Below are 20,933 nucleotides of genomic sequence, written 5' to 3'. Positions count from 1 at the left end.
CTCGGGCACACCGAGCCTAGGCGAGGTGCCAAGTGGTGGGGCAAAGCGCTTTTGGTTACTTTTGGCTGGTCCGGCTCCCGGCTCTTCCAAAAGTGACCCGCCGTAAGGGCGGAACCCTAAGCCGCCGTCACCGCATAAATGGATATGTACTCAGTCAGACCGCCATCGCGAGCAGGCTCGCTCCCACAGGGGATCCATGTCGGACACACCATGTGTATTCGCTGAAATCCAATGTGGGAGCGAGCTTGCTCGCGATGGCGGTGGTTCAGTCGAAAGCGTTACAACCCCAACTCAGACAACCCCGGATGATCGTCCGGCCGGCGGCCCAGCGGCCAGCGGAACTTGCGCTCGCTTTCCTTGATCGGCATGTCGTTGATGCAGGCATAGCGGTTGTACATCAGGCCTTGCTCATCGAACTCCCAGTTTTCGTTGCCGTAGGAACGGAACCAGTTGCCCGAGTCGTCGTGCCATTCGTAGGCGTAGCGCACGGCGATGCGGTTATCGGTGAAGGCCCAGAGCTCCTTGATCAGCCGATAATCCAGCTCCTTGGCCCATTTGCGGGTCAGGAATGCCTTGGCTTCCTCGCGGTTATGGGCGAATTCGGCGCGGTTACGCCATTGAGTATCCAGCGTGTAGGCCAGGGATACTTTCTGTGGGTCACGAGAGTTCCAGCCGTCTTCGGCCAGGCGAACTTTCTCGATCGCCGATTCACGAGTGAACGGCGGCAACGGCGGACGAACTTCGGAAGAGGCAGACATGGCGGATCTCCAGTGAATTGACGAATTGCACAAGGGTTCAACAGGTCAGGCGTGCAGCAGTTTTTCGAGCAAGTCCTGGGCGTCGTCAGCCGCGCTGTGGTCGCCCATGACCAGCGCCACGGTAATGGCGCCGTCAATCAGAATCAGCAGTTGGCGGGCCAGTGCGTCCGGGTTCTGGACACCTTGTTCGACGCACAGCCGGGTTACGTAATCGAGCAACTTCTGTTTGTGCAGCTTCGCCACCTGGCGGACCGGATCCTGTGGATCGCCGGTTTCGCCACTGGTGTTGATGAATGCGCAGCCGCGGAAACCTTCGCTGTCGAACCAGCCCTTGAGCACGGTGAACAGGTTGAGCAGCCGTGCAGTCGGGGTCGGCGCCTTGTCCACTTCGGTGCAGAACCAGTGCATCCAGCGTTCGTCCCGCCGCCTGAGGGCGGCGACGATCAGGTCGTCCTTGTTGGCGAAGTAGCGATAGACACTTTTCCTGGAGACGCCGGCGGTTTTTACCAGAAGGTCCATGCCGGTGGCGGCGATGCCACTTTTATAGATCAACTTTTCAGCGACATCGAGGATGATGTCTCGTGTTTCATTACCAGTGATTTCGTTCATGAAACAAAAGTAGAATGATCGTTCTCCTTGGTCAAGTCATTTTTTCTTGAGGACAGGAAGACCCAAACCCATCCATGGTGTAAGCTCATCCGTTCTTCGGAATCGACCTTTTGCGAGCCCTATGCCGTCGCTTTTCAAACGCTCCCTGCTGCCCAAGCTGCGCAGCTTTGCACTGACCGCCGACGCGGTGACCATCCTCGATGGCGCTGCCCAATTCCGCCGTTGCCTGCTGGAGAAAATCGCCCAGGCCACCCAGCGCATCTACATCGTCGCGCTGTACCTGCAACAGGACGAGGCCGGCCAGGAAATCCTCGATGCCCTGCATGCCGCCAAGGCCGCGCGTCCGGAACTGGATGTGGTCGTGGTGGTGGACTGGCTGCGGGCCCAGCGCGGGCTGATCGGCGCCAAGAAGCAGCCGGGCAACTCGGCGTGGTACCAGGAACAGACTCGCATCCATGCCAGTGAAGTGCCGATCTACGGCGTGCCGGTGCAGACCCGCGAGCTGTTCGGCGTGCTGCACTTGAAAGGCTTCGTGATTGACGACTGTGTGCTCTACAGCGGCGCCAGCCTGAATAACGTCTACCTGCACAAGTTCGACAAATACCGCTACGACCGCTATCACCTGCTGCAGAACACGGCACTGGCCGATTCGATGCATCACCTGGTGCAGCACGGCCTGGTCACCTCCAGGGCTGTGCACCGCCTGGACCTGCCGAACCTGCCCAGCACCCGCAGTTTGCGCAAGGACATCGGCGACCTGCGCAGTCGCCTCAAGTACGCGACCTATGACACCAGCGTTGGCAGCCTCGACAAGAGTGGCCTGTCGGTAAGCCCGTTGCTGGGCGTGGGCAAGAACAATCCGCTGAGCCGGGTGATCGGTGAGCTGATCGCCAGCAGTCGCCAGCAACTGACCATTTGCACACCGTATTTCAACCTGCCCCTGGCGGTGACCCGGGAGCTCAATCGCGCCTTGGCCCGTGGGGTCAAGATCGACATCATCGTCGGCGACAAGACCGCCAACGACTTCTACATTCCGCCAAGCGAGCCGTTCAAGATCATCGCGGCGCTGCCATACCTCTACGAAATCAGCTTGCGACGCTTCGCCAAACGGCATCAGCGCGCTATCGACAGCGGTCAATTGAACCTGCACTTGTGGCGTGACGGGGACAACACCTATCACCTCAAGGGCATGTGGATCGACGAGCGCTACACCTTGCTGACCGGTAATAACCTCAATCCGCGGGCCTTTCGCCTGGACCTGGAAAACGCGCTGTTGCTGGATGACCCCAAGGGCGAGTTGCTGGCGCCGCGCCAGGCCGAGCTTGAACAGATCTACCGCCACACCCGCCGGATCGAACGTTACCTGGACCTGGAAACCCTGCCGGATTACCCCGACGCCGTGGCCAGGTTCCTGAAACGGGTCAGCCGGGTGCGGATAGAACGGCTGCTTTACCGGATCCTGTGAACACCCGCGCCATGTCGAAAAAAGACACCATCTCCATTCAGTTGGTGCGTGAGGCGCTGCTGCAAAGCTGCGCCCCCGGAGCGGCTACCGATGAGGTATTGAGCAAGGTGGGCATCGATCCCGCGTTGCTCGACGACGCCCAGGCACGGGTCCCGGCCCATGCCTATGCGCGGCTCTGGCGTTTGCTCGCCCGGCGCCTGGATGACGAGTTTTTTGGCATGGACCCGCGCAAGCTCAAGTCTGGCAGCCTGGCGTTTCTCTGCCAGTGCGCCATGGCCCAGCCCACGCTGGCGAGCGGCTTGACGGCGGGGCTGGGGTTTCTGTCGCTGATGCTCGAACACCTGCCGGCCCAATGGGTGCGCCAGCAAAGCCTGGCGGAGATCGTGCTGCTGGAAGACGATCAGGAACCGCGCCGGGCCTTTACCTATTTCACCTACTGGATGATCGTCCATGGCGTGGCCTGCTGGCTGGCCGGGCGGCGCATTCCCATTCTTTCCGTCGAACTGCGTTGCCCAGCGCCGGATTTCTGCGACGACTATCGGGTGATGTTTTCCCAGAACCTGCGTTTTGACCGGCCTCGCACCCGAATGATTTTCGCCGCCGAATGCCTCGACCTGCCGATCAGGCGCAACGCTGATGAGCTCAAGCGCTTCCTGGCCCAGGCCCCGGCCAACATCCTGGTCAAGTATCGCAACCCGCAAAGCCTGGCCAGCCGTATCCGGCACGACCTGCGGCAGTTGCCTGCCGAACAGTGGCCGGAAACCGAGGCCCTGGCCCAGCAGCTGTGCGTGTCCGCGTCCACCCTGCGCCGACGCCTGGCGGAGGAGGGCCAGACTTACCAGGGCCTCAAGGACAGCGTGCGCAAGGATCTGGCGATCACCTGGCTGGCCGAGCCCTCCATCAGTTTCGTCGAAATCGCCTCGCGCCTGGGTTTTGCCGATGCCAGCTCCTTCTACAAGGCGTTTCGCAAATGGTCCGGGTCCAACCCGGGGCATTATCGCAGCCTGATTCTCAACGACCCTGATTGACCCATCGGCTGGCCTCCAATCTTGTGCCTACCCAAGCCCGCTGTGGGAGCGAGCTTGCTCGCGATGAGGGGCTGGCAGTCGATGAAGAGGCGGCTGAGCCACCGCTATCGCGAGCAAGCTCGCTCCCACAGGGGTTTTCGCTACGCTCATAAAACCGTCATTTATTTCTGATACAAGCCTGTGCAGGCCCCGGAAAAGCCGGGCCATCCATCAGGGTAATGTATGCAAATGACCGTTTTTGGCCGCGTATGAGAGTACTGGTCACCGGCGTCGCAGGGTTCATCGGATTTCATACCGCCAAGCGGCTGTGCAGCGATGGCCATCAGGTCATTGGCATCGACAACCTCAACAGCTACTACAGCGTCGAGCTGAAACAGGCACGACTGGCTCAGTTGGCCGAATGCCGCGATTTCCGCTTTCAGTTGCTGGATGTGGCAGACAAACAGGCACTGTTGGAGTTGTTTGCCGAACATGCCTTCGACCAGGTCGTCCACCTCGCGGCTCAAGCCGGCGTGCGTTATTCGATCGACAATCCGGACGTTTATGCGCAAAGCAACCTGGTAGGTTTCCTCAACGTGTTGGAAGCCTGCCGTGCCCATCGGCCGGCGCACCTGATTTTCGCCTCGAGCAGTTCGGTGTATGGCTTGAACGACCGCCTGCCGTATGCCACCACCGACCCCGTCGATCAGCCGGTATCGTTCTATGCGGCGACCAAGCGCGCCAATGAACTGATGGCCCACGCTTACTCGCATCTCTATGGCATTCCCACCACCGGCCTGCGGTTTTTCACCGTGTATGGGCCTTGGGGACGGCCCGACATGGCGCCGTTCAAATTCACCGATGCGATCCTCAATGGGCGCGCCATCGACGTTTACAACGATGGCGCGATGTCTCGCGATTTCACCTATATCGACGACATCGTCGAGGGCCTCGTGCGGCTGATACCGCTGCCGCCGACCGATGAGAGCGGCGTGCGCAACAAGGTCTACAACATCGGCTTCGGCTCACCGGTGAAGCTTTTGCAGTTTATCGAGTGCATTGAAGAGGCGCTGGGCACCCGCGCGATAAAGAATTTCTTGCCGTTGCAATCGGGCGACGTGGTCGACACGTGGGCGGACACTCGCGAACTGGAGGAGCGGGTGGGGTTTCGCCCACAGGTCGCAGTGCCCGTCGGTGTGCAGTCGTTTGTCGATTGGTACCGCGCGTATTACCGCGTTTAACCCCTCATTCCTCAGCTTTTTACTGGAGCGTCATGCACGAAACCCCTTATGTGTCGGTCCTGATTCCGGCAAAGAACGAAGCAGGCAACCTCATTCCATTGCTGGAAGAAGTACGTGCGGCGCTGGTCGACGAGGCTTTTGAAGTCATCGTGGTCGACGATGGCAGTACCGACGCCACCGCCGCTGAGTTGCGGACGCTGCAAGGCAGCGGCTACCAGCAGTTGCGAGTGCTCAGCCACACCCGTTCCCTCGGACAGAGCACCTCGATCTACCACGCCGCTGAAGTGGCACGCGGGCATTGGTTGGCAACCCTGGACGGCGACGGTCAGAACGACCCGGCCGACCTGCCGAAAATGCTCGACCTGGTGCGCGGCTCCGAAGGCACCCCCGCGGGCGTCAAGCTGGTGGCAGGGCATCGCGTCAATCGCCGGGACACGGCGAGCAAGCGTTGGGCCTCGCGATTTGCCAACAAATTGCGCGCCAGCCTGCTCAAGGACCAGACGCCCGATACCGGTTGCGGCATCAAGTTGATCGAGCGCGAGGCGTTTCTGCGTCTGCCGTATTTCGATCACATGCACCGTTTTATTCCGGCGCTGATCCGCCGTCACAACGGCCGGATGCTGGTTCAACCGGTCAATCACCGTGAGCGCGGGGCCGGGGTGTCCAACTACGGCAACCTGGACCGGGCGCTGGTGGGCATTGTCGATCTGTTCGGGGTGTGGTGGCTGATCAAGCGCACCCGCCTGGACGTCAACGCACAAGAAACCGAGGTTTGAAATGGGCAGAGAATCGTTGTGGTTGGCCGTTGGCTTCGGTGGTCAATTGGCATTCACCGGGCGTTTTGCCCTGCAATGGCTGTACAGCGAATACAAGAAGCGCAGCATGATTCCCGTGGGCTTCTGGTACCTGAGCATCATCGGCAGCGCGCTGTTGCTGGCCTATGCCATCTACCGCGAAGACCCGGTGTTCATTGTCGGCCAGTCCTTCGGCTTTATCGTTTACCTGCGCAATTTGCAGTTGATCGCCAAGCATCATGAGCAGGAAAACCCCGAACTGGCCAAGAAGGGCTGAGACGGTGCGGATACGATTATCTTCCTCGCGGCTCGAGCTCCTGGCGTTTGTGGTATTGGCCTTGATCATGGTGGGCGCGGGCCTGGGCTGGCGCCAACCGATGAACGTCGATGAGGAGCGCTTCCTTGGCGTTGCCCTGGAGATGCTGCAGAACGGCTCTTGGTTCATTCCCCATCGTGCCGGTGAAATCTACGCCGACAAGCCGCCGCTGTTCATGTGGACGGTGGCGCTGTTCGTGCAACAGACCCACCTGCCCAAAGTTGCCCTGTACTTGCCCGCGCTGCTGGCAGGCGCCGTCACCACTGCGTGTCTGTATGACCTGGGCCGACGTTTGTGGGGACGGCGTGTTGGGGTGATCGCGGCGCTCTTGTTTCTCGCGACTTACCAGACCTACAGCATCCTGCGCACCGGGCAGATCGATGGTTTCCTTGCGCTCTGGACCATCCTGGGGATCTATGGCCTGTGCCGGCACATGCTGCTCGGCCCGGCCTGGCGTTGGTACTACGTGGCGTGCGCGGCGATGGGGTTGGGGATCATCAGCAAAGGCGTGGGGTTTCTGCCGGTGCTACTGCTGATTCCCTACGCCTATGCGCTGCGCAAAGGTTGGAAAGGGGTGGTGGCCATGCCTGGCCAGGCGGGACGCTGGTGGCTGGGGCTGGTCGTAGCATTGGCCGCCATCGCGTTATGGCTGGGGCCTTTGCTGATGATTGTGGCGCAGGGCAGTGCCGACAGCCTGGCGTACGCCCAGGAAATCCTGTTCAAGCAGACCGCTGGGCGTTATGCCAACGCATGGGAGCATCGCGAGCCATTCTGGTATTTCTTCGTCCAGGTGATTCCGAAGTACTGGCTGCCGATTGTGTTCATGCTCCCCTGGCTGGTGCCGGCCTGGCGTAAACAACTGCTCAAGCACGACGGTCGGGTGTTGGTGCTGCTCGGTTGGGTACTGCTGGTGTTGGTGTTCTTTAGCCTGAGCAGCGGCAAACGCAAGCTGTATATCTTTCCCGCGTTACCCGCGTTGATTCTGGTGGTGGCGCCGCTTGTGCCGTGGATGCTGCGCCGCTGGTTTGGCGCGCGACCGAGGGGCAGGGTGGTCTTCAACGTATTGGCTGCGCTGTGGCTGTGTGCCTGGTTTGTGCGCGGTTTTATCGAGCCCCACAAGGAAGGCATCAACCCCCACCAGACCTTGATGCGCGATGTCGCCGGGATGACTTCAAATGCCGAGTTGGTGCTTGTGGGGTGGCGTGAGGGGCATTGGCTGTTCGCCCAGCAACCCATCGTGCATTTCGGCTTTTATAACGGCAACTCCCTGGAACAATCCGCCACCTGGCTGCGCAGCCACCCCCAGGCCTTCGCCCTGGTGCCCGCTCGGGACCTGGCCCGCTGTTACGACCCGCAAAAGGCTCGCCGGGTCGGCGATACCTCAAGAGCCGAGTGGTTCCTGGTGGGGGCTGATGCGGACAACCAGCGCTGCCAGTCGCCAGCGCCGGAGAAGGTGTATTCGTTTGCCTGGCAGCAACCCTTGTAGCGGCTGAACCACCGCCATCGCGAGCAAGCTCGCTCCCACAGGGGATTGGTGGGGGGCCTCGACTTTGTGACCGCCCAAACACCCTGTGGGAGCGAGCTTGCTCGCGATGGCGGCCGTACTGACAACACATCCCTCGGACCATGGCCAAACCAGTCAAGCAACTTGAAAGCTTTGACCATTGCCGCCACAGCCCTTCGGCGCGAGTATTTGCCTGCTATTACGGTTCCCCCAACCAATAAAAACCACAGAGGGATGCTGGTCATGCGCGATTATTCGTCCGCCACTTCGCAGTTCGATTACCTGCACACTGTCAACACCGCACTGCACGGCTCGCTCGAGGCGCTCAATGCCTGCGTCGAGTGTTGCGACCGGCATGCGTTGCCAGGGCGCATCGCCTTGTTCTGGGAGGGCCGTGACGGCAGCGATGCGACTTGGACTTACCGTGACCTGCAGGACAACGCCGCGCGGTTCGCCAACTTCCTGCGGGCCCAAGGCATCGGCAAGGGCGACAAAGTGGCCGGCCTGCTGCCGCGCACCGCTGAACTGTTGATCGTGGTACTCGCCACCTGGCGCATTGGGGCGGTGTATCAACCGCTGTTCACCGCATTCGGGCCCAAGGCCATCGAGCACCGCCTCGGCAGCTCGGGCGCGCGCTTGGTCGTCACCGATGCGGTCAACCGTCCCAAGCTCGACGAAGTCGCCGGTTGCCCCACCATCGTCACGGTCGGCGGCGAAAAGGGCCAGGGCATCGTGCGCGGTGACTACAGTTTCTGGGCCGAAGTGGCGAACCACTCCAGCCAGTGCGAACCGCTGATGCTCACCGGCGAAGACCCGTTCCTGCTGATGTTCACCTCCGGCACCACGGGACCTGCCAAGGCGCTGTCGGTGCCGCTCAAGGCCATCGTGGCGTTCCAGAGCTACACCCGTGACGCCGTAGGCCTGCGCCCTGAAGACGCCTTCTGGAACGTCGCCGACCCGGGCTGGGCCTACGGCATCTATTTTGGCGTGACCGGGCCGCTGGCCATGGGGCATCCGATTACCTTCTACGATGGCCCGTTCACCCTGGAAAGCACCTGCCGGGTCATCAATAAATACGGCATCACCAACCTGACCGGCTCGCCCACGGCCTATCGCCTGTTGATCGCCGGTGGCGAGCAGTTTGCCCGCTCGATCAAGGGCAAGCTGCGCATCGTCAGCAGCGCTGGTGAGCCGTTGAACCCGGAGGTGATCCGTTGGTTCGCCGATAACCTGAACGTGGTGATCCACGACCATTACGGCCAGACCGAACTGGGCATGGTGCTGTGCAACCACCATGGGCTGGAACATCCGGTGCACCTGGGCGCGGCCGGTTTTGCCTCGCCAGGCCATCGGATCGTGGTGCTGGATGAAAATCAGCGCGAGCTGGGCGTAGGCCAGCCGGGCATTCTCGCGCTGGATCGCAGTCAATCGCCCATGTGCTGGTTCGCCGGTTACGAAGGCGGGCCGACCAAGGCCTTCGTCGGTGACTACTATTTGAGCGGCGACACCGTGGAGCTGAACCCCGACGGCAGCATCAGCTTCGTGGGCCGTAGCGACGACGTGATTACCACCTCCGGCTACCGGGTCGGTCCGTTCGACGTGGAAAGCGCACTGATCGAACACCCGGCCGTGGTGGAAGCGGCGGTGATCGGCAAGCCCGATCCGGAACGCACCGAGCTGGTGAAGGCCTTCGTGGTGCTCAGCGCGCAATTCCGTGCCTCACCGGAGCTGGCCGAAGAGCTGCGCCTGCATGTGCGCAAGCGCCTGGCGGCCCATGCCTATCCCCGTGAAATCGAATTTGTCAGCGACTTGCCGAAAACCCCGAGCGGCAAATTGCAGCGCTTTATCTTGCGCAACCAGGAAATCGCCAAGGCTCAAGAGGCCGTGGCGTCCAACGTTTCAGCTTGAATCCAAGGAAACCATGATGCAGATCGACAACAAGATTTTCCTCGTCAGCGGCGGTGCTTCCGGCCTCGGTGCGGCCACCGGTGAAATGCTGGTCAAGGCCGGCGCCAAAGTGATGCTGGTGGACCTCAACGCCGACGCCGTGGCCGCCCAGGCGCAAAAACTGGGTTGCCAGAGCGTGGTGGCCGACATCAGCAACGAAACGGCGGCTGAAGCGGCGGTCAAGGCCACGGTCGATGCGTTCGGCGGTCTCAATGGCCTGGTGAACTGCGCCGGTATCGTGCGCGGCGAGAAGATCCTCGGCAAGAACGGTCCCCACGCCCTGGCCAGCTTCAGCCAGGTGATCAACGTCAACCTGATCGGCAGCTTCAACCTGCTGCGCCTGGCGGCTGCGGCCATTGCCGAAACCGAGGCAGACGCCGACGGCGAGCGCGGGGTGATCATCAATACGGCGTCGGTGGCGGCCTTCGATGGACAGATCGGCCAGGCGGCTTATGCGGCATCCAAAGGCGCCATCGCCAGCCTGACGTTGCCGGCCGCCCGCGAGCTGGCGCGTTTCGGTATCCGGGTGATGACTATTGCGCCAGGGATCTTCGAGACCCCGATGATGGCCGGCATGACCCCGGAAGTCCGTGATTCCCTGGCCGCCGGCGTGCCGTTTCCGCCACGCCTTGGGAAACCTTCCGAGTACGCGGCGCTGGTCAGGCATATCATTGAAAACAGCATGCTCAACGGCGAGGTGATCCGTCTCGACGGTGCCTTGCGTATGGCAGCCAAATAATCAGGAGGATTCATGATGTCCAACGATCCTATTGTCATCGTCAGCGCCGTCCGCACCCCCATGGGCGGTTTCCAGGGCGAACTGAAAAGCCTCAGCGCCCCGCAGCTGGGTGCCGCCGCCATCAAGGCCGCCGTGGAGCGAGCCGGCATCGCACCCGACGCGGTTGAAGAAGTGCTGTTCGGTTGTGTACTCGCCGCAGGCTTGGGCCAGGCACCGGCGCGTCAGGCCGCGCTGGGCGCCGGGCTAGACAAGTCGACCCGCTGCACCACGCTCAACAAGATGTGCGGTTCGGGCATGGAAGCGGCGATTCTTGCCCATGACATGCTCATCGCCGGCAGCGCCGAAGTAGTGGTGGCCGGCGGCATGGAGAGCATGTCCAACGCGCCGTACCTGCTCGATCGTGCTCGCAGCGGTTACCGGATGGGCCATGGCCGGGTGCTTGACCACATGTTCCTCGACGGCCTGGAAGACGCCTACGACAAAGGTCGGCTGATGGGCACTTTCGCCGAAGATTGCGCCGAGGCCAATGGCTTCAGTCGCGAGGCCCAGGATGCCTTCGCCATTGCATCCACCACCCGCGCCCAGCAGGCGATCAAGGATGGCAGTTTCGACGCCGAGATCGTGCCGTTGCAGATCATGGTCGGCAAGGAGCAAGTGACCGTGCGCCACGACGAGCAGCCGCCGAAAGCACGGATCGACAAGATCGCCTCGCTCAAGCCGGCATTTCGCGAGGGCGGCACGGTGACGGCGGCCAACGCCAGTTCCATTTCCGATGGTGCCGCTGCCCTGGTGCTGATGCGCCAGAGCCAGGCTGCCCAGCGTGGCCTCAAGCCCTTGGCGGTGATTCACGGTCACGCGGCGTTTGCCGATACTCCGAGCCTGTTTCCCACCGCACCGATTGGCGCCGTGAAGAAACTGATGCAGAAAACCGGTTGGTCGCTGGATCAAGTCGACCTGTTCGAAGTCAACGAAGCCTTTGCCGTGGTAGGGCTGGTGACCATGGACAAGCTGGAGATTGCCCATGACAAGGTCAACGTCCACGGCGGCGCCTGTGCACTGGGCCACCCGATTGGCGCGTCTGGCGCACGGATCCTGGTGACCTTGCTCTCGGCCCTGCGTCAGAAGGGCCTCAAGCGCGGCGTTGCGGCCATTTGCATCGGCGGCGGCGAAGCCACGGCCATGGCCGTCGAATGCCTGTATTAAGGAATCACCATGCTCCCGACTGAAGAACAGACCCAAATCCGCGACATGGCCCGGCAGTTCGCCGAGGAACGCTTGAAACCGTTCGCCGCCGAATGGGACCGCGAGCACCGTTTCCCCCGGGAAGCCATTGGTGAAATGGCCGAGCTGGGCTTCTTCGGCATGCTGGTGCCGGAGCAGTGGGGCGGCTGTGACACCGGTTACCTGGCCTACGCGATGACCCTGGAGGAAATCGCCGCTGGCGACGGCGCGTGCTCGACCATCATGAGCGTGCACAACTCGGTGGGCTGCGTGCCGATCCTCAAGTTCGGCAACGATGAGCAGAAGGCGAAATTCCTCACGCCCCTGGCGAGTGGCGCGATGCTTGGCGCCTTCGCCCTGACCGAGCCCCAGGCCGGTTCGGACGCCAGCAGCCTCAAGACGCGGGCGCGGCTGGAGGGTGATCATTACGTGCTCAACGGTTGCAAGCAGTTCATCACGTCCGGGCAGAATGCCGGGGTGGTGATTGTGTTTGCGGTGACCGATCCGAGCGCAGGCAAGCGTGGCATCAGTGCATTCATCGTGCCGACCGATTCGCCGGGCTACAGCGTGGCCCGGGTCGAAGACAAACTTGGCCAGCACGCCTCCGACACCTGCCAGATCCTCTTCGAGGATGTGAAGGTGCCGGTGGGTAATCGCTTGGGTGAGGAGGGCGAGGGCTACAAGATCGCCCTGGCGAACCTGGAAGGCGGGCGCGTGGGCATCGCGGCGCAAGCGGTGGGCATGGCCCGCGCGGCGTTCGAGGCGGCGCGGGACTATGCCCGGGAACGCTCCAGTTTCGGCAAGCCGATCATCGAGCACCAGGCCGTGGCGTTCCGCCTGGCCGACATGGCGACCCAGATCGCCGTGGCCCGGCAAATGGTGCACTACGCCGCTGCCCTGCGAGACAGCGGCCAGCCGGCGCTGGTGGAGGCCTCCATGGCCAAGCTGTTCGCCTCGGAAATGGCTGAAAAAGTCTGCTCCATGGCGTTGCAAACCCTGGGCGGCTACGGTTACCTCAACGACTTCCCGCTGGAGCGCATCTACCGCGACGTGCGGGTCTGCCAGATCTACGAAGGCACCAGCGACATTCAGCGCATGGTCATTTCGCGCAATCTTTGAACAGGAGTCCTGCATGAGCTATGAAACGATTTTATTGGAGATCAAGGACCGCGTCGGCCTGATCACCCTCAACCGTCCCCAGGCATTGAACGCCTTGAATGCGCAGATCGTCAGCGAACTGAACCAGGCGCTGGACAGCCTGGAGGCTGATCCGAAGATTGGCTGCATCGTGCTGACCGGCTCGAAAAAAGCCTTTGCCGCCGGTGCCGATATCAAGGAAATGGCCGAGCTGACCTACCCGCAGATCTACCTGGACGACCTGTTCAGCGACAGCGACCGCGTGGCCAACCGTCGCAAGCCGATCATCGCGGCAGTGAACGGTTTTGCCTTGGGCGGTGGCTGTGAGCTGGCGTTGATGTGCGACTTCATCCTGGCCGGTGACAACGCCAAGTTCGGCCAGCCGGAGGTCAACCTCGGCGTGCTGCCAGGCATGGGCGGCACCCAGCGGCTGACCCGCGCGGTGGGCAAGGCCAAGGCCATGGAAATGTGCCTGACCGGGCGCTTCATCGATGCGGTGGAAGCCGAGCGTTGCGGCATCGTCGCGCGGATCCTGCCGGCCGATGAGTTGCTGGACGAGGCGCTGAAGACTGCAGCGTTGATCGCCTCCAAGTCGGTGCCCATCAGCATGATGGTCAAGGAAAGCGTCAACCGCGCCTTTGAAGTCAGCCTGTCCGAAGGCGTGCGCTTCGAGCGCCGAGTATTCCACGCGGCGTTTGCGACGCAGGATCAGAAGGAAGGCATGGCGGCATTCGTAGCCAAGCGTGCGGCGGAGTTCCAGGACAAGTAAGGCGGCGTTTTCACTGACGCCATCGCGAGCAAGCTCGCTCCCACAGGGGATTTGGGGTGTATGCAGCCTTTGTGTGCGCCATCAAACCCCGTGGGAGCGAGCTTGCTCGCGATTGGGCCTGAACATTCGGCATCTCAGTGACAGATACACCGCCATCGCGAGCAGGCTCGCTCCCACAGGGGATCGGAGGGATACGCAGCATTTGTGTGCGCCGCTAAACCCTGTGGGAGCTGGGCTTGCCCGCGAAGGCGGCGGTACATTCAGCCTATAAATGACTGATACACCGCTATCGCGGGCAAGCCTTGCTCCCACAGGGGCCGTGACCTGGCACAGTATTCTGTGTGCAGCACAGATTCAGTGGGAGCAAAGCTTGCTCGCGATGCTTTTACAGCCATCACACCAGGTAGTGTTTCAACTCCCGGGCGATGACCATGCGTTGTATCTCGCTCGACCCTTCATAAATCTGGGTAATCCGCGCATCGCGGTAGTAGCGCTCTACCGGATAATCCTCGAGATACCCATACCCACCATGAATCTGTATGGCCGAGGAGCAGACTTTCTCGGCCATTTCCGAGGCAAACAGCTTGGCCTGGGAGGCTTCTGACAGGCACGGCTTGCCGGCGCTGCGCAGGCGGGCGGCGTGGAGGATGAGCAGGCGGGTGGCGTTGATGCGGGTGTGCATGTCGGCCAGCAGGTTGGCGATGCTCTGGTGCTCGATGATCGGTTTGTCGAACTGTACGCGATCACGCGCGTAAGCCAGCGCCGCTTCAAAGGCAGCACGGGCGATGCCCAAGGCTTGCGCAGCAATGCCGATGCGGCCACCTTCCAGGTTGGACAGGGCGATGGCCAGGCCTTTACCGCGAGCCCCCAACAGATTGGCCTCGGGGATGGTGCAATTGCTCAAGGTGACCGCGCAGGTGTCCGAGGCGCGGATGCCCATCTTGTGTTCGGTGCGATCAACGATAAAACCCGGCGTATCGGTGGGCACCAGGAACGCCGAAATGCCTTTCTTGCCCAGTTCCGGGTCCGTCACGGCAAACACGATCGCCAGTTTTGCTCGCTTGCCATTGCTGACGAACTGCTTGGCGCCGTTGATGACCCACTGGCCATCGCGCAATTCGGCCCGGGTGCGCAGGTTGTGGGCTTCGGAGCCGGCCTGGGGTTCGGTCAGGCAGAAGCAGCCAATGGCCTGGCCACTGGCGAGGTCGGCCAGCCACGTCTGTTTTTGTTCATCGGTGCCGAAATTCAGCACCGGCCCGCAACCCACCGAATTGTGGATGCTCATCAGTGCGCCGGTAGCACCGTCGCCTGCGGAGATTTCTTCCACGGCCAGGGCATAGGCGACGTAATCGACGTAGGTACCGCCCCATTCTTCCGGCACTACCATTCCCAACAGGCCCAGTTCCCCCATCTTCGCCACCAGGCCATCGTCAATCCAGCCGGCCTTTTCCCACGCCTGGGCATGGGGGGCGATTTCACCACGGGCGAAGTCCCGGGCCATGTCGCGGATCATCACTTGTTCTTCGGTCAGTTCGAGGTCATGCATGGCTCAGTTCCCGTGGTCGTCGAAGCCGTCGAAGAAACTCGCCACATGGTCAGCGTCCAGCGCCTCCAGGGTCGGCGGGTTCCAACGCGGGTTCTTGTCTTTGTCGATCAGCAAGGCGCGCACACCTTCGATCAGGTCACCGCGCTCGAACCATTGCTGATCCAGATGCAGTTCCAGGGCAAAACAGTCTTCCAGGCTCAAATGCCGACCGCGCCGCAGCATTTCCAGGGTCACGGCCGTGGCCAGGGGAGAGCGGCTGTCCAGCAGGTCGGCGGTCTTAATCGCCCATTCGTGGCTGTTGGCGACGGTGACCTGGCGCAACTGCTCGACCATGCTCGGCACGTCGGGCAGGCCAAAGAAATGGTCGATGGCTGGCCGCAGGTCGGCCAGGGGCGGGGCAGGCAGCTGTTGCACACCAAGCTTGGCCAGCAAGCTTTGCAGGTCCTTGAGTGGCGTATCACCCCACGCCAGGCGATCGAGGCGCGCATCGAGCTGTTCAAGCTTGCGACTGTCCAGATACCAGTCGGCCAGCCCGCAATACAAGGCGTCAGACGCACGGATCTGCACGCCGCTGACGCCCAGGTAGATACCCAGTTCGCCAGGAATGCGCGGCAGGAAGTAACTGCCGCCCACGTCCGGGAAATACCCGATGCCGACTTCCGGCATGCCCAGGCGGCTGCGCTCGGTCACCACCCGCAGGTCGGCACCTTGGGCCAGTCCCATGCCGCCGCCCAGCACGAAGCCATCCATCAAGGCAACGATCGGTTTGCGGTAGTGATGAATCGTCAGGTCGAGGGCGTATTCCTCGACGAAGAAGTCTTCATGCAGGGTGTCACCCTGCTTGTGGCTGTCGTACAACGAACGGATATCACCGCCGGCGCAAAACGCCTTCTCGCCCGCGCCACGCAGCACCACGGCGCGGATCTGTGGGTCCAGAGCCCAGGTATCGAGTTGTTGCTGCAAGCTGCGCACCATGCCCAGGGTGAGGGCATTGAGGCCGGCGGGGCGGTTCAGGGTCAAATGGCCAATGTGATTGCGAACTTCGACCAGCACCTCATAGGCCGCGGTTTCGATGGTTCCCGCAGCGTGTGATGAAACCTGAGCTGTCATCGCTAACTCCCTGCTTTTATTCTTCTTTATGAATTGTGTCGCGCGTACCCATTCAGGATCGTACCAGTGCAAATTTGCATTGCACAACCGGGATACGTGCAGGTCCTTTCTGCATATTTATAGCAGCCACAGGCTCAACCGCGACTAGAGAGAACCTCCGCGATGCTGCGGCGCTTGGCATTTCGCTCGCTGACGTGGATCAATTGCTCGAGATCTTCCGGTGTGACGTCAAAGAATGCTTCCATTTCTGCCAAGGCCAGTTTCAGGTCTTCGGCGGTGATTGCCTGGCGGTCGACGGGAGGGTGGTCAGCCGGTATGACGGCCACCGGTTCGCTGGCTCGCTTGGGATAGCGCACCCGCGTCAGGTTGTTGTAGGCCAGGGCAAAGGCCAGCAGCCCGGAACCGGCCAGCATCGCCGCGCCAACGGCTTGCCAGTCCAAGGTAATGATAGACGGGGCGGCCAGTACCAGCGTCGCCGCCAGGGCGCCTGCCGGTGGATGCAAGCAACGCAGCCAGCACATCAATACCAGCGCCATGCCCGCCGCCAGGCAGGCGCTACCCAGCGTGCGACCCAATACATGGGCCACCAGCAGCGCGACGACCGACGCACACAGGTAACCGCCGACAATCGACCAGGGCTGGGCGAGGGCGCCCGATGACACCGCAAACAACAGCACCGCCGAGGCGCCGAGCGGGCCGATCAGGTGTTGCGCCACCTCAAGGCCGAATACCTGGCCACAGAGCCAGACGCTGAACATCGTCCCCAGCGCCATGCCGATGGCGGCGCGGCTCCATTCGGTGGGACGGGTATTGATAGCGGCGGGGAACCAGCGAGAAAGCATTAAGCGACAATCCAAAAAACGAACAAAAAAAGGGGCTTACGGGGAGGTCCCAGAAAGCCCTTTAAGTGTTCCAACAGTTGGGGGAGGAACGCTGCACAGTGTGCCGTTCACAACCCTTGCTTACAAATTCATATTAATGCTGCTTGAGTGCATTAATTTTGAGGTAACGCCACAGGTCACGCGCTTCTCGAAGCTGGGAACCACGTTTGCTGGGCGATAGGCAGGTTGCGCGACTGCCCGCGACCCATCGGAAAATAGGTGAAACCCTTGTCGTCCATGCGCTCCGGATCGAACAGGTTACGACCGTCAAAAATCACTGGGGCCTTGAGCCGTTGCTGGATCAGGTCGAAGTCCGGCGCCTTGAAGGGCTGCCATTCGGTGCAGATGACCAACGCGTCGGCCCCCGGCAACACCGATTCCGGCGTGCCCATCAGCATGAGTCGGGGCTCGTCGGGGTAGAGCAATTGCGTCTGCTGCATCGCCTCCGGGTCGAACGCGCGGACGCTGGCACCTGCGGCCCAAAGCGATTCCAGCAAGGTGCGGCTCGGTGCGTCGCGCATATCGTCGGTATTGGGCTTGAAGGCCAGGCCCCAGAGGGCGAAGGTCTTGCCGCGCAGGTCGCCCTGGTAGAACGCGTTGATCCGCTCGAACAGCTTGTGTTTCTGCCGCCCGTTGATGGCTTCCACCGCTTGCAGCAGGTCGCTGGAGCAATGAGCCTGCTCGGCCGTGTGGATCAGGGCACGCATGTCCTTGGGAAAGCACGAGCCGCCGTAGCCACATCCCGGGTAGATGAAGTGATAGCCGATGCGCGAGTCGGCGCCGATGCCCAGGCGCACGGACTCGATGTCGGCCCCCAGGTGTTCGGCCAGTTCGGCGATCTGGTTGATAAAACTGATCTTGGTCGCCAGCATGCCGTTGGCGGCGTATTTGGTCAGCTCGGCGCTGCGCAGGTCCATGAACAGGACCCGGTCGTGGTTGCGGTTGAACGGGGCGTACAGGTCGCGCATGGTTTCGCGCACTTCCTCGCGCTCGCAGCCGATCACGATGCGATCCGGACGACGGCAATCGGCGACCGCCGAGCCTTCCTTGAGGAATTCGGGGTTGGAGACGATATCGAACTGCAGCAGGCGACTGGCCTTGAGCAGGCATTTGTCGATGTGCGCCCGCAGAACGTCGCCGGTGCCCACCGGCACGGTGGACTTCTCCACCACAATGAGCGGTTGCTCGCGGTAGCGGGCGACGGCCTCGCCGACGGCCAGGACCTGGCTCAGATCGGCACTGCCATCGTCCCGGGAAGGCGTGCCCACGGCGATAAACAGCACTTGGCCGTGCTGCACGGCGAGCTGTTCGTCGCAGGTGAAATGCAAACGGCCAGCCTCCAGGCCTTCACGCACCAGCGCGGCCAGGCCCGGCTCGTAAATGCTCACCTGGCCTTGGCGCAGGCTGTCGACCTTGCGCTCGTCGATGTCCATGCACACCACGTCATGGCCCACTTCGGCCAACACGGCAGCTTGCACCAAGCCTACGTAACCACTTCCGAATACACTGATTTTCATGGCGAACTCCCTGGATCATTCCGAGCGGGCGACATGCACAACCAGCCATTCGCCGCCGTGCGCTCGGTCCAGAATAAGTCGGCGATATTGCAGTTCACTTACAGTCCGCCACCGCATTCGTTTTCAGCGGAAGAAAGTAGGCGGCCCATCCGCTTGCCAGCAGCACCAGGTTCGCGCCGTCGCGCAGCAGCAGGCGCCCCGTGGCCCATCCCAGCTGCCTGGCGCTGACGCGGCCGCGGGCAATGTCCCAGCGAGCAAAACCATGCAGATGCCGCAGGACATCGAAGGTCATCAGCGCCGATGCGGCCAAGAAATAGACAATCCGCTGCCAATAGGGGACACCCAACGCCTGGAGCAGATCGGTGGTGACGTGCTGATGAGCCACTTCTTCAGTGCAGTGCCAGCGCCACAGGCGTGTTTGCGGGGAGGCGCTGGTAGAAAGCAGCCCGCCACTGCGCAAGGCGATCCGCGAGGTGACGGCCGTCACATGCTCGAACGCCGCGGCCAGGGACAGCTGCGCATGGAGTGACAGTTTGGCACGCAGGGCATCGAGGTCCTTTTCGATCTCGTGTTCGTATTTCTTGACTGCAAAACCCTGCTTTTCCAGTTGTTGGTTGTAGAGGCGATGGGCTCGCTGGTGGGCGCGTTCCTCGGCCACGAAGTCGCGTGACTGGTCAGCCAGTGGCGAGGTTGGCGGCAACTGCAAAGCGGATGATTCCACCACCGAAATCACAAATTGTTCGCCGGCAGGCAGCAGCACCGAAAAGGCATCGAACAGGTAGGTCCTGATCGGTGTGTCGTTCCAGAAGGGCTCGCAGTTGTTTTTCATGGCTTATTTCCAGAGTCTGGGACCGAGTCGCATCCATGTCGCAACGAACGTGGGCAGGTCTGTCATGCCACCGGGCTTGTCTTTGGCGAGCACCCTCGATTGCGCGTACGCGTGGAACCAGCGGGTTGCAGGCGCATGATGGTGGGTGCGATGCAGCGAACGATGCAGGATCAGCCAGGAGAGGGCCTTTGGCAGGCGCACGTCCGTGGTGATCTCACAGGGCGCGCGGCGCGGGCCTTGGGCCGAGATCCGTACGCCATAGTGCTCGGCTTGCGTCAGCCAGAAATCCATCCAGGCAAACAGGCAATAAGGGAGCAGATAGACGCAGACGACCAGGCGAGGCACCTCATAGAGACCGAACGCCAGCGCACCGGCAAAAACGACGATCAAGGCGTTGTTCCAGCGCCAGCGCCAGACCGCGTTCGGCGGCAGGTAGCGGCGGGAGATCCTGTTGGTGGAGATCGCCACCCAGAATTGCTCTGCGGCGCCCAGCAGGCTGATCCAGCGGGTGGGCCAGGTCTGTTCGTACATCAAGCCTTCGGGATCATCGGCCTGGCAGGTCTTGCGGTGGTGTTCGAGGTGGAAGTAGCGGTAGCCCACGAAGTTGGCCGCAAAAATGCCTGCCGCGAACACCCCCACTGCGTCATTGAGGCGTGTGCCCACGAGGAACTGGCGATGCACGCCTTGATGCTTGATCTCCTGGACACCGATCATCAGGATCGCCTGGAGCACGATCAGCGGTGCGACAGCCAGCCATACGAATGCCTCGTGCGTCGCCAGCCAGGCAATCGCGGCGGTATTCAGGACGCACAGTGCCATGAACAGGTAGCTGGGAAGATTGCTGCTCGATGAAGCAAAAGCCACTGCACGGGCAACGGCTACAGCCCGGGAGGTGTTCACAGGCACACGAAGACCAGTTTTTTCATGCGTTGCAACCAGGGCAACGGAACTCTCTTCCAGATGAACGAAAGGCCCGACAGCGGCACTTTGCCTTGGATCAGCACGCCGACATCCAGCGAAGGCTCATGGGGGAAGTAGTTGTCTTTGATGGCGACGATCTTGCGAAAGCCTTTCTTGAAGTAGTACCGCAGTTGTGGGTCCAACGGCACTCCCTGGCGTTTACCCAGGATGTAGTGTGCCGCTGTGATACCGGGGTTTTTCGAGCGCCAATCCCTCAGGCCCGGGACAGGGGATCCCAGATAGATGACCGACCAGCCTTGTTTCAGCGCGTAGGGCCAGAAGAACTCGAAAATCGCATTGGCCGCTTTCGGGTCGACGCTGCTCAGGCTGATGCCAAACAACGCATCCGTTCTGGCCGATTCGTCACCGTGCTGTTTCCTCGCGCAATCTGCCCAGGTCGGGCACTGGCGAATATGGTCGTGCCGGGTCGGTTTCATGAACAGCGATGCCTGCGCGGTGCCGCTGCGAGTGCAAAACGCACCGACACTCAGGGCAGGGAATGCGGCGATTCGGGAGGCCAGCATGGCGGCATCGGCCCGCTGATCGTCCGTCCATTTCTTTTGTTCGAGCTCAAGCAGCGAGG

The 20,933-nt window shown here is 61.7% G+C and carries 20 protein-coding genes; 11 read left to right on the top strand and 9 right to left on the bottom strand.

The genetic code is table 11. From position 1 onward, the window contains the following. Positions 1-278: 278 nt before the first annotated feature. Positions 279-758: a DUF1348 family protein gene (locus tag QMK47_RS15345; RefSeq protein WP_046062452.1), complete on the bottom strand. Its 480-nt coding sequence runs from the start codon at positions 756-758 to the stop codon at positions 279-281. Between the two features lie 45 nt (positions 759-803). After that, entirely contained in the window at positions 804-1,367 is a 564-nt protein-coding gene (locus QMK47_RS15340) for a TetR/AcrR family transcriptional regulator (RefSeq protein WP_253474980.1), read from the bottom strand. A gap of 121 nt (positions 1,368-1,488) precedes the next feature. On the opposite strand from QMK47_RS15340, the gene pssA reads away from it, so the two are divergent. The 11 genes from pssA to QMK47_RS15285 all read left to right on the top strand — a co-directional run bounded on the left by pssA (position 1,489) and on the right by QMK47_RS15285 (position 13,507). Then, on the top strand, positions 1,489-2,832 hold the full coding sequence (pssA, locus tag QMK47_RS15335) for a CDP-diacylglycerol--serine O-phosphatidyltransferase (RefSeq protein WP_057450714.1): 1,344 nt from the start codon (positions 1,489-1,491) through the stop codon (positions 2,830-2,832). A gap of 11 nt (positions 2,833-2,843) precedes the next feature. Then, complete coding sequence (locus QMK47_RS15330) at positions 2,844-3,860, top strand: AraC family transcriptional regulator (protein ID WP_214510364.1); 1,017 nt, start codon at positions 2,844-2,846, stop codon at positions 3,858-3,860. A 248-nt stretch (positions 3,861-4,108) separates the two neighbouring features. Then, on the top strand, positions 4,109-5,080 hold the full coding sequence (locus QMK47_RS15325) for an NAD-dependent epimerase (RefSeq protein WP_258688028.1): 972 nt from the start codon (positions 4,109-4,111) through the stop codon (positions 5,078-5,080). 32 nt (positions 5,081-5,112) lie between these two features. Further along, positions 5,113-5,856 (top strand): glycosyltransferase family 2 protein, encoded by a 744-nt coding sequence (locus tag QMK47_RS15320; RefSeq protein WP_214510366.1) that lies wholly within the window; start codon positions 5,113-5,115, stop codon positions 5,854-5,856. A gap of 1 nt (position 5,857) precedes the next feature. After that, positions 5,858-6,151: a lipid-A-disaccharide synthase N-terminal domain-containing protein gene (locus QMK47_RS15315; protein WP_092143294.1), complete on the top strand. Its 294-nt coding sequence runs from the start codon at positions 5,858-5,860 to the stop codon at positions 6,149-6,151. A gap of 67 nt (positions 6,152-6,218) precedes the next feature. Then, complete coding sequence (locus QMK47_RS15310) at positions 6,219-7,676, top strand: glycosyltransferase family 39 protein (protein ID WP_320390533.1); 1,458 nt, start codon at positions 6,219-6,221, stop codon at positions 7,674-7,676. Positions 7,677-7,937: 261 nt separating this feature from the next. Further along, positions 7,938-9,602, top strand: a complete 1,665-nt coding sequence (locus QMK47_RS15305) for an AMP-binding protein (protein ID WP_320388644.1) — start codon at positions 7,938-7,940, stop codon at positions 9,600-9,602. A gap of 16 nt (positions 9,603-9,618) precedes the next feature. Further along, a complete protein-coding gene (locus QMK47_RS15300; RefSeq protein ID WP_214510368.1) occupies positions 9,619-10,380 on the top strand; it encodes an SDR family NAD(P)-dependent oxidoreductase in 762 nt (253 codons plus the stop codon). Positions 10,381-10,392: 12 nt separating this feature from the next. Continuing rightward, positions 10,393-11,583, top strand: a complete 1,191-nt coding sequence (locus QMK47_RS15295) for an acetyl-CoA C-acyltransferase (protein WP_320388642.1) — start codon at positions 10,393-10,395, stop codon at positions 11,581-11,583. Positions 11,584-11,592: 9 nt separating this feature from the next. Then, the gene (locus tag QMK47_RS15290) at positions 11,593-12,720 is read left to right on the top strand and encodes an acyl-CoA dehydrogenase (protein ID WP_079303339.1); all 1,128 of its coding nucleotides are present in this window, start codon (positions 11,593-11,595) and stop codon (positions 12,718-12,720) included. Positions 12,721-12,733: 13 nt separating this feature from the next. After that, positions 12,734-13,507, top strand: a complete 774-nt coding sequence (locus tag QMK47_RS15285; protein WP_003202009.1) for an enoyl-CoA hydratase — start codon at positions 12,734-12,736, stop codon at positions 13,505-13,507. A 394-nt stretch (positions 13,508-13,901) separates the two neighbouring features. Here the strand turns inward: QMK47_RS15285 and QMK47_RS15280 are convergent, their stop codons facing one another. The 7 genes from QMK47_RS15280 to QMK47_RS15250 form a co-directional block, all read right to left on the bottom strand. Continuing rightward, complete coding sequence (locus QMK47_RS15280; RefSeq protein ID WP_003202007.1) at positions 13,902-15,053, bottom strand: acyl-CoA dehydrogenase family protein; 1,152 nt, start codon at positions 15,051-15,053, stop codon at positions 13,902-13,904. Between the two features lie 3 nt (positions 15,054-15,056). After that, positions 15,057-16,163: an enoyl-CoA hydratase/isomerase family protein gene (locus tag QMK47_RS15275; protein ID WP_214510371.1), complete on the bottom strand. Its 1,107-nt coding sequence runs from the start codon at positions 16,161-16,163 to the stop codon at positions 15,057-15,059. A 134-nt stretch (positions 16,164-16,297) separates the two neighbouring features. Beyond that, positions 16,298-17,005, bottom strand: a complete 708-nt coding sequence (locus QMK47_RS15270) for an HPP family protein (RefSeq protein ID WP_253474957.1) — start codon at positions 17,003-17,005, stop codon at positions 16,298-16,300. Between the two features lie 176 nt (positions 17,006-17,181). Next, positions 17,182-18,561, bottom strand: a complete 1,380-nt coding sequence (locus QMK47_RS15265; RefSeq protein WP_258687995.1) for a UDP-glucose dehydrogenase family protein — start codon at positions 18,559-18,561, stop codon at positions 17,182-17,184. Positions 18,562-18,655: 94 nt separating this feature from the next. Then, positions 18,656-19,390 (bottom strand): metal-dependent hydrolase, encoded by a 735-nt coding sequence (locus tag QMK47_RS15260; RefSeq protein WP_253474951.1) that lies wholly within the window; start codon positions 19,388-19,390, stop codon positions 18,656-18,658. Between the two features lie 3 nt (positions 19,391-19,393). Then, positions 19,394-20,296: a fatty acid desaturase family protein gene (locus QMK47_RS15255; protein ID WP_320388640.1), complete on the bottom strand. Its 903-nt coding sequence runs from the start codon at positions 20,294-20,296 to the stop codon at positions 19,394-19,396. After that, entirely contained in the window at positions 20,287-20,874 is a 588-nt protein-coding gene (locus QMK47_RS15250) for a hypothetical protein (protein ID WP_320388639.1), read from the bottom strand. Before QMK47_RS15250 ends, QMK47_RS15255 begins: the two co-directional genes overlap by 10 nt. Positions 20,875-20,933 lie beyond the last annotated feature (59 nt).

It is taken from the genome of Pseudomonas sp. P9_35 (assembly GCF_034008205.1).
In the GTDB taxonomy this organism is placed as follows: Bacteria; Pseudomonadota; Gammaproteobacteria; order Pseudomonadales; family Pseudomonadaceae; genus Aquipseudomonas; species Aquipseudomonas kilonensis.
This window is presented reverse-complemented; position numbering and strand designations above follow the sequence as displayed.